We start from the raw sequence: 8,739 nt of genomic DNA, 5'->3' as shown, positions 1-8,739 counted from the left end.
CCGTTGAACTCGGCCTGGAGGGCGGCGGCGGCCGGCGCCTGACCGGCCTGCGCCTGCGCCTTGCGCGGGCGGCGCTTGGTGGAGGACGGGGCGACGCCGTAGCCGACCAGGACGGCCTGGCGGCCCTGGGGCTCCTCCTCCTCCGCGGCGGGTGCCGGCGCGGGCGCGGCGGCGGCCGGGGCGGGCGCGGCGGCGGCCGGGGCGGCGTCACCGGCACCCGGCTGGGTGTCCACCGAGATGATCACGGTGCCGACATCCACCGTGACGCCCTCGCCGAAGCGCAGCTCGTGCACCACCCCGTCGAACGGGATGGGCAGTTCGACCGCGGCCTTGGCCGTCTCGACCTCGCAGACCACCTGGCCGTCGGTCACGGTGTCGCCCGGTGCGACGTACCACTTGAGGATCTCGGCCTCGGTGAGCCCCTCGCCCACGTCGGGCATCTTGAACTCGCGGAAGCGCTGATCGGTTGCAGTCATGGTCACGACTCTCCTCAAGCCCCTCAGTACGCCAGCGCGCGGTCGACGGCGTCGAGCACCCGGTCCAGATCGGGAAGGTACTCGTCCTCCAGCCGGGACGGCGGGTACGGGGCGTGGAAACCGCCCACCCGCAGCACCGGGGCCTCCAGGTGGTAGAAGCACCGCTCGGTGATCCGGGCGGCGATCTCCGAGCCGGTGCCCAGGAAGACCGGGGCCTCGTGCACGACGACCAGCCGGCCGGTCTTCTCCACGGAGGTCTGAAGGGTGTCGAAGTCGATGGGGGACATCGACCGCAGGTCCACGACCTCGATCGACTTGCCCTCCTCGGCCGCCGCGGCGGCGGCGTCCAGGCACACCTTCACCATCGGGCCGTAGGCGGCCAGGGTGAGGTCGGTGCCGGGCCGGGTCACCCGGGCCGTGTGCAGCGGGCCCGGGATGGCGGCGGTGTCCAGCTCGGACTTGTCGTGGTAGCGCCGCTTCGGCTCGAAGTAGATCACCGGGTCGTCGCTGGCGATCGCCTGCTGCATCATCCAGTAGGCGTCCGAGGCGTTCGAGGGGGAGACGCACTTGAGGCCCGCGACGTGCGCGAACAGCGCCTCCGGCGACTCGCTGTGGTGCTCCACGGCACCGATGCCGCCGCCGTAGGGGATGCGGATGACGACCGGGAGCTTGACCTTGCCCAGCGAGCGGGCGTGCATCTTGGCGAGCTGGGTGACGATCTGGTCGTAGGCCGGGAAGACGAAGCCGTCGAACTGGATCTCCACCACCGGGCGGTAGCCGCGCAGCGCCAGGCCGATCGCGGTGCCGACGATGCCGGACTCGGCCAGCGGGGTGTCGATGACCCGCTCCTCGCCGAAGTCCTTCTGCAGCCCGTCGGTGACCCGGAAGACGCCGCCGAGCTTGCCGACGTCCTCACCCATGATCAGGACCTTGGGGTCGTTCTCCAGCGCGGTGCGCAGCGAGGCGTTGATCGCCTTGAGGAGCGACATCTTTTCAGTGGCCATGTCAGTTGCCCTCCTCGGCGGTGACGAACGAAGCCTGGTACTCGGCGTAGGCCGCGCGCTCCTCGTCGACGAGCGCGTGCCCATCGGCGTAGGTGTGCTCGAACATGGCCATGTGGTCCGGGTCGGGCATCGCTCGCACCACGTCGCGCACCCGCTTGGCCAGCGCGTCGCTCTCCTCCTCGAGGCCGGCGAAGAAGGCCTCGTCGGCCATGCCCTCGTCGGTGAGGTAGGTGCGCAGCCGCAGGATCGGGTCCTTGGCCTCCCACATCTCGCGCTCCTCGTCGCGCCGGTAGCGCGTGGGGTCGTCGGAGGTGGTGTGGGCGCCCATCCGGTAGGTGAACGCCTCGATCAGCATCGGGCCCTGACCGGTGCGGGCGCGGTCCAGCGCCGCCCGGGTGACCGCCAGGCAGGCGAGGACGTCGTTGCCGTCCACCCGCACGCCCGGGAAGCCGTAGCCCTGGGCGCGCTGGTAGAGCGGCACCCGGGTCTGCTTCTCGGTCGGCTCGGAGATGGCCCACTGGTTGTTCTGGCAGAAGAACACGACCGGGGCGTTGTAGACCGCGGAGAAGGTGAACGCCTCGGCGACATCGCCCTGGCTGGAGGCGCCGTCACCGAAGTAGGCGATCACCGCGGAGTCGGCACCGTCCTTCGCCACCCCCATGGCGTACCCGGTGGCGTGCAGCGCCTGCGAACCGATGACGATGGTGTACAGGTGGAAGTTGTTGGTGTTGGGGTCCCAGCCACCGTTGTTCACACCACGGAACATCCCCAGCAGATTGGTGGGGTCGACATCGCGGCACCAGGCCACGCCGTGCTCTCGGTAGGTGGGGAAGACATAGTCGTCATCGCGCAGCGCCCGGCCGGAGCCGATCTGCGCGGCCTCCTGCCCCAGCAGCGAGGCCCACAGCCCCAGCTCGCCCTGGCGCTGGAGGGTGGTGGCCTCGGCGTCGAAACGGCGGGTCAGCACCATGTCCCGGTACAGGCCACGCAGCTCTTCCGGGGTCAGGTCAATGGAGTAATCGGGGTGCTCGACCCGCTTGCCCTCAGGTGTCAGCAGCTGTACGAGCTGAGGTTCCGCCGGGCCTTGCTTCGCGCTGCTGCGCTTGCTGCTGCTGCGGCGTGGCTTGCGCGCGGCAGTGCTGTCCACGGTCACGTGTGCTCCTCCGTCTGTCCGGCCCCCGGGGTCGCCGGCGGCTGGGGTTCCCCCCGCCTCCAGCGGCGAAGGGAGCGGCTCGCCCCACCGTCGACAGCGCACGGGGTGGGTGCGCTGAGGTCCGACCGGGGCGTGACAGTGTCCCGGCGGTGTCTGCAAAAGGCACGTTACCCAGTGTGCGACTTCACCGCGAAACCCCACTGACCTGCAATTTTGCTTGGAAATCCAAGTAAATGGCGATCCAGCGGGGCATTTCACCGGTGACAAGCCTCGCAGGCCGTCGGAACAACGGCACGTTATCCCGCAGGGCAAGGGCATTGGAAGAGTTCGTATGGGAAACTGGATCTGTGCCCGAAGATGGAAAAATCACGGTTTTTCTACTTGACGACCACGAGATTGTCCGGCGTGGCGTGCACGACCTGCTGGCCGGGGAACCGGACATCACCGTGGTGGGCGAGGCGGGCACGGCCGCGGAGGCACTGGCACGCATTCCGGCCGCCCGGCCCGATGTGGCGGTGCTCGACGTCCGCCTACCGGACGGCAGCGGTGTGGAGGTCTGCCGCGAGGTCCGGTCCCGGGACGAGGGCATCCGGTGCCTGATGCTCACCTCGTTCGCCGACGACGAGGCGCTGTTCGACGCGATCATGGCCGGGGCCTCGGGCTATGTGCTCAAGGCGATCCGGGGCAATGAACTGCTCGCCGCGGTACGGGACGTCGCGGCCGGCAAGTCGCTGCTGGACCCGGCCGCCACCGCGCGGGTGCTGGAGCGGCTGCGGCGCGGGGGCGGCCCCAAGCCGGACGAGCGGCTGGCCGAGCTGACCGAGCAGGAGCGCCGCATCCTGGACCTGATCGGCGAGGGCCTGACCAACCGGGCCATCGGAGAGCGGCTGCACCTCGCCGAGAAGACCATCAAGAACTACGTCTCCAGCCTGCTGGCCAAGCTGGGCATGCAGCGCCGCTCGCAGGCGGCGGCGTTCGTGGCGCGGATCCAGGCCGAACGGGCCGAGCGGGGCTGAGGGGGCCGGTTCGCCGGTCATCCCGCGAAGGCCGCCCGTACCGCCTCGTACTCGCGGGTCCACCAGACCGCCAGCGCCGCCGCCGCGGGGAACTGCGGGTCGGCCCGCCAGTCGCCCAGCTGGTAGTGCCAGCTCAGCATCCAGAAGTCGTTCAGCCGCTCCCACCAGACCCGGTGCACCGCCGCGGCCAGCTCCTCCGGGGTGGCGCCGGTGACGCAGCGGTAGGCGCGGGCGTACGGACGCACCTTGGCCAGCTCCAGCCTGCCGCCGGGGAGCACGAAGAAGATCGCGGCGGCGCGTACCGCCTCCTCGGCGCGCGGCTGCACACCCAGCCGGTCCCAGTCCACGATGGCGGCCGGTTCGCCGTCCCGGTAGAGGAGGTTCAGCGGGTGGAAGTCGCCGTGCACCCAGCCGGTGGCCGGCACCTGGGCGGCCTCCGGGCGGCGGTGGGCGTGCCGGGCCAGCAGTTCCCGGCGTTCCTCCAGCCGGTGTACGGCCAGGTCGTCGAAGGCGTCCCGACCCTGGCGGGCCCGGGCCAGCGACAGCAGCCGCTCGATCAGCTCGAAGGTCTGCTCGGGGTCGGCGCCCAGCTCGTCGGGCGTGTGGTCGGCGGAGGGAGCGGGGGTGCGCGGGTCGATGACCTCCTCCAGGCACAGGTGCACCAGGCCCAGCAGCGCGCCCAGCGCCCAGCACTGGGCGCGGTTGAGCTGGCCGCCGTCCCGGTGCCGGCCCTCCACCCAGGGGTGCAGTGCCCAGCAGCGGCCGTCGATCACGGTGACGGTCTCGCCGCAGCGGTCGGCCACCGGCGGGGCGACGGGCACCCCGAGCACGTCCAGCCGCTCGGTGACGCGGTGCTGGCGGGCGATCGCGGCCCGGTCCCCGTCCAGGTGGTGCTTGAGGAAGTAGCCGCCGTGGGTGGTGGTGAGGCGGTAGCCGCGGTTGAGCAGGCCGTGGCTGACCGGGCGGCAGGTCAGCGGCTCGCCAGGCAGGTCGTAGTGGGCGTGCAGGGCGTACAGCGTCTCCCTATCAGGAGGCGCGTCGGGATCGGTCTCAGCGGAGAGCACAAGTGAGCGCGGCACTTGCCAGATGTTAGTCGGCTTCCGTCACTCAGCGTGCCCAGCTTGAAACGGAGAGGCACCTACGATGTGATGGACGGTTGCGAACCGCGGCCGGACCCGCAGGTACACCGGTTCGTACGCCTCTCCGTCGACCGTCCCGGGCGCCGGTCCGAGCCGCTCCAACTCGGCATCGGCGGGCGCGTCGAGATGTGCCGTGCCCACGCACTGCACCGACCACAGCTCGCCCGCGCCGGCGCCGCCCGGCCCGCCCGACCCGTCCGCCAGCGTGTCGGCCCCGTACGCGATCACCTGGCCGTCGCAGGCCCGGTGGTAGCCATGGCCCCGGTGCATCCGCAGCAGCAACTCGTCGCCGGTGACGATGTGCCGGGTCATGGTGACGAAGGGCAGGGCGTGCAGACTCAGCGAGGCGCGCCCGTAACGGGTGCCGGCCAGCAACTCCAGGGCCCGCCGACCGGGCCACCGCCCCGCACCGCGGTCGGTGCGGTAGGCGCGGTCGCGGTCCCGATCGGTGCGGTCGGCGTGATCGGTGCGGTCCCGGTCCCGGTCGGTGCGGTGGGTGCCGCCGGCTCGATCGGCGCGACCGTGGTCCTGGTCGTCCCGGTCGTCCCGGGCGCCCCGGTCGCTCTGGTCGTCCCGGTCATCCTGGTCGCCGCGGTCGTCGATGTGCATGCGTCCAGCCTGCCGGGGCCGGGGTGGCCTGGCCCAGGGGCCGCGGCCCCTGAGGGGCACGGTCCAAAGTCCCGCGTCACGGGGTGGCCCTTGAGGCCAAGGTCCCGCGACACCCGGGCCCGCAGCGGCAAGGCCCCACACCACCCGGGCCCCGGCGGTCAGGGTCCCGCGTCACGGGGTGCCCCGGCGGTCAGGGCCTCGCGTCACAGCGCGCCCCGGCGTGCCCCCGGCCAAGGTCCCGAGGTGGGCGGGCCCGGCTCAGTCGCTGGGCCGCTCCTCCTCGGGCAGCGGCAGTTCTCTTCAAGGACCGCCGTTCGTCTGCCCCTCGGTGGCCGGCAGGGTCGGCTGCTGGGGGTCGCCGGTGCCGGGGTCGGTGGGCTCGCCCGTCCCCGGGTCCGTGGGCTCGTCCGTCCCCGGGTCCGTGGGCTCGCCCGTCCCCGGGTCGGTCGGCTCGTCCGTCGGGTTCTCGGTCGGGTTCTGGGTGTAGTCCGTGGGGTCGTCGGAGGGGGTGTAGCCGCCGATCCCGTCACCGGAGTTGCTCGGCGGCGGGGTCTCCGGAGCCTCGGAGGTCGGCTCCTTGCTGGGCTTGTGCGACTTGGTGGGCGCGGTGGTGGGGTTCTTGGTGTCCGGATTCTTGCCCTTGTCGCCGCCCATGTTCAGCGCGATGGCCACCCCGACCACGACGGCGATCAGCGCGAGGGCCGCCAGCAGCCACATCCGGCCGCGCCCGCGGCCCGAGCCCGGGCCCTGCCCGCCGTCGAAACCGCCGTCGTCACCGTCGTAGCGGTGCGGGATGATCGGCTGCTGCGAGGTCTCGCCGCCCTGGTGCGGGTGCGGCATCGCGGTGGTCTGCGGCATCCCCATGGCCGGAGTGGCGCCCAGCGCCTGGGTGACCGGACCGGTGTTCCAGGCGCCGGTGTGCCCGCCGGCCTCCTGAAGCATCTGGAGGGCGTAGCCGACCAGGCCGCGCATCTCCTCGGCGCTCTGGAAGCGGTCGTCCGGATCCTTGGCGAGCGAGCGCATCACCAGGCCGTCCAACTCCGGTGGCACGCCGGAGATCTGGGACGGCGGCACCGGAGTGTCCTGAACGTGCTGGTAGACCACCGACAGCGGGGTCTCCCCGACGAACGGCGGGCGCAGCGCCAGCAGCTCGTACAGCAGGCAGCCGGTGGCATAGAGGTCCGAGCGGTGGTCCACGGCCTTGCCGAGGGCCTGCTCGGGCGAAAGGTACTGGGGCGTACCCATCACCATGCCGGTCTGGGTCATGGTGGAGGCCGCACCGTGCAGGGCGCGGGCGATACCGAAGTCCATCACCTTGACCGCGCCGCTGGTGGTGATGATCACGTTCGCCGGCTTGATGTCCCGGTGCACGATGCCGTGCTGGTGGCTGTAGGCGAGCGCCTCCAACACCCCGGAGACGATGATCAGCGCCTGGTCCGGCGGCGGCGCCTCGGCGTTGAGCAGCAGGTCGCGGATGGTGTGGCCCTCGACCAGCTCCATCACGATGTACGGCACGGTGTGCTGGCCGACGATGTCCTCGCCGGAGTCGTAGACCGCCACCACCGCGTGGTGGTTCAGCCCGGCCACCGACTGCGCCTCGCGTGTGAAGCGGGCCTTGGAAACCGGGTCTTCGGCGAGGTCGGCCCGGAGCAGCTTGACCGCCACGGTACGGCCCAGCCGGACGTCCTCGGCCGCGAAGACCTCGGCCATACCGCCGCGCCCGAGCCGGTGGGTCAGCCGGTAGCGGCCGTCCCCGACAAGACCTCCGTTGCCCCACATCTCCGGGGAGTCGGCCGCCGCCGATCCGGTCTCGGACCGGGAGGTGCCCCCGGCATCAGGTTCCAAGGGCCCTTGGGCGCTCCGGCTCTGTGCCATCGGTCCTCGCCGTCGTGATCTGTCCGCTTACGCGGGCGGTATATACGGTGCTCCGACGGTTCACGCTACAGGTTGCGCGCCCCGCACCGGTCAGGGATGGATCGGTCATCCAACCCGTTGTATAGGAAGCAGCGCAAATCGCGTGACGGCTTCTTGCGCATCCGGTCACGGAACGGGCACTCGGCTTGACGTGTCCGTGGCCTGGGGCAGACTTGGCCACGATATCGAGTAGAGCCAGATCAAGACACCATGATCAACAAACGATCAACGCGCGGATCAATGCGTCACGGCAGTGCGCCGAGGGGGAAGTAAAACAATGAGCCAGCACGGCGCACAAGGCCGCTACGCAGGCCAGTCCATCGGTGGTGGCCGCTACCAGCTACAGGACCTGCTCGGCGAGGGCGGGATGGCGTCCGTGCACCTCGCCTACGACACCGCGCTGGACCGCCAGGTCGCGATCAAGACACTCCACACCGAGCTGGGCCGCGAGCAGTCCTTCCGCGAGCGCTTCCGGCGCGAGGCGCAGGCTGTGGCCAAGCTCTCGCACACCAACATCGTCTCGGTCTTCGACACCGGCGAGGACGAGATAGACGGCGCCCTGATGCCGTACATCATCATGGAGTACGTCGAGGGCCAGCCGCTCCGCTCGGTGCTGGACACCGACGCCCGGCAGTACGGCGCGATGCCCACCGACAAGGCCCTCAAGATCACCGGCGATGTGCTGGCGGCGCTCGAGGTCAGCCATGAGATGGGCCTGGTGCACCGGGACATCAAGCCGGGCAACGTGATGGTGACCAAGCGCGGCGTGGTCAAGGTCATGGACTTCGGTATCGCCCGGGCCATGCAGTCCGGCGTGAGTTCCATGACGCAGACCGGCATGGTCGTGGGCACCCCGCAGTACCTCTCCCCCGAGCAGGCGCTGGGCCGCGGCGTGGACGCCCGCAGCGACCTGTACTCGGTGGGCATCATGCTCTTCGAGCTGCTCACCGGCCGGCTGCCGTTCGACGCGGACTCCCCGCTGGCCATCGCCTACGCGCACGTGCAGGAGGAGCCGGTCGCGCCGTCCTCCATCAACCAGGCGATCCCGCCGGCGGTGGACGCGCTGGTGGCCCGCGCGCTGAAGAAGAACCCGAACGAGCGGTTCCCCAGCGCCGAGGCGATGCGCGACGAGTGCGCACGGGTCGGCCAGGGCGGGACCGGGGCCTCCCCGATCATCATCAGCGGCGGCCCGCCGGCCCGCAGCGGCGCGGGCGTGGGCTCGGCGGTCTTCCCGCCCGTCGACACCCCGGTCCCCGGCCCGCAGCAGGGCGTGCAGACCCCGTACCAGCCGCAGGGGCAGGGCCAGTTCGGCGGCGGGGGCTTCGGCCCGTCCACTCCGAACCCCCAGCAGGGCTTCCCCACGGCGGGGGCGCCCACCCAGGCGTACAGCAGCGGGCCCAGCACCCCGCCGCCGTACGGCTACTCCAC

General features: G+C 71.4%; 8 protein-coding genes. 2 read left to right on the top strand and 6 right to left on the bottom strand.

Annotated elements, in window-relative coordinates; translation table 11 throughout:
* The 3 genes from E4099_RS24415 to pdhA form a co-directional block, all read right to left on the bottom strand.
* A partial coding sequence (locus tag E4099_RS24415; RefSeq protein WP_342451942.1) for a biotin/lipoyl-containing protein occupies positions 1-476 on the bottom strand: 476 nt, incomplete at its 3' end.
* 23 nt (positions 477-499) lie between these two features.
* Complete coding sequence (locus tag E4099_RS24410; RefSeq protein ID WP_135341274.1) at positions 500-1,480, bottom strand: alpha-ketoacid dehydrogenase subunit beta; 981 nt, start codon at positions 1,478-1,480, stop codon at positions 500-502.
* Between the two features lies 1 nt (position 1,481).
* The gene (pdhA, locus tag E4099_RS24405) at positions 1,482-2,633 is read right to left on the bottom strand and encodes a pyruvate dehydrogenase (acetyl-transferring) E1 component subunit alpha (protein ID WP_135341273.1); all 1,152 of its coding nucleotides are present in this window, start codon (positions 2,631-2,633) and stop codon (positions 1,482-1,484) included.
* 347 nt (positions 2,634-2,980) lie between these two features.
* Between pdhA and E4099_RS24400 the strand changes: the two genes are divergently transcribed.
* Positions 2,981-3,649: a response regulator gene (locus E4099_RS24400; RefSeq protein ID WP_135341272.1), complete on the top strand. Its 669-nt coding sequence runs from the start codon at positions 2,981-2,983 to the stop codon at positions 3,647-3,649.
* Between the two features lie 17 nt (positions 3,650-3,666).
* Here the strand turns inward: E4099_RS24400 and E4099_RS24395 are convergent, their stop codons facing one another.
* From E4099_RS24395 to E4099_RS24385, 3 genes are all read right to left on the bottom strand, one after another.
* Positions 3,667-4,728, bottom strand: coding sequence for a phosphotransferase (locus E4099_RS24395; RefSeq protein WP_135341271.1), 1,062 nt, complete (start codon positions 4,726-4,728; stop codon positions 3,667-3,669).
* Between the two features lie 24 nt (positions 4,729-4,752).
* Positions 4,753-5,397 carry a pyridoxamine 5'-phosphate oxidase family protein gene (locus E4099_RS35075; protein WP_342451941.1) on the bottom strand — a complete coding sequence of 215 codons (645 nt, stop codon included), beginning with the start codon at positions 5,395-5,397 and terminating at the stop codon, positions 4,753-4,755.
* Between the two features lie 300 nt (positions 5,398-5,697).
* Positions 5,698-7,272 carry a protein kinase domain-containing protein gene (locus E4099_RS24385; protein WP_135341270.1) on the bottom strand — a complete coding sequence of 525 codons (1,575 nt, stop codon included), beginning with the start codon at positions 7,270-7,272 and terminating at the stop codon, positions 5,698-5,700.
* A 316-nt stretch (positions 7,273-7,588) separates the two neighbouring features.
* On the opposite strand from E4099_RS24385, the gene E4099_RS24380 reads away from it, so the two are divergent.
* The coding region (locus E4099_RS24380) for a protein kinase domain-containing protein (RefSeq protein WP_135341269.1) at positions 7,589-8,739 on the top strand (1,151 nt) is incomplete at its 3' end.

Origin of the sequence: Streptomyces palmae (assembly GCF_004684805.1) — a bacterium.
Taxonomy (GTDB): Bacteria; Actinomycetota; Actinomycetes; order Streptomycetales; family Streptomycetaceae; genus Streptomyces; species Streptomyces palmae.
This window is presented reverse-complemented; position numbering and strand designations above follow the sequence as displayed.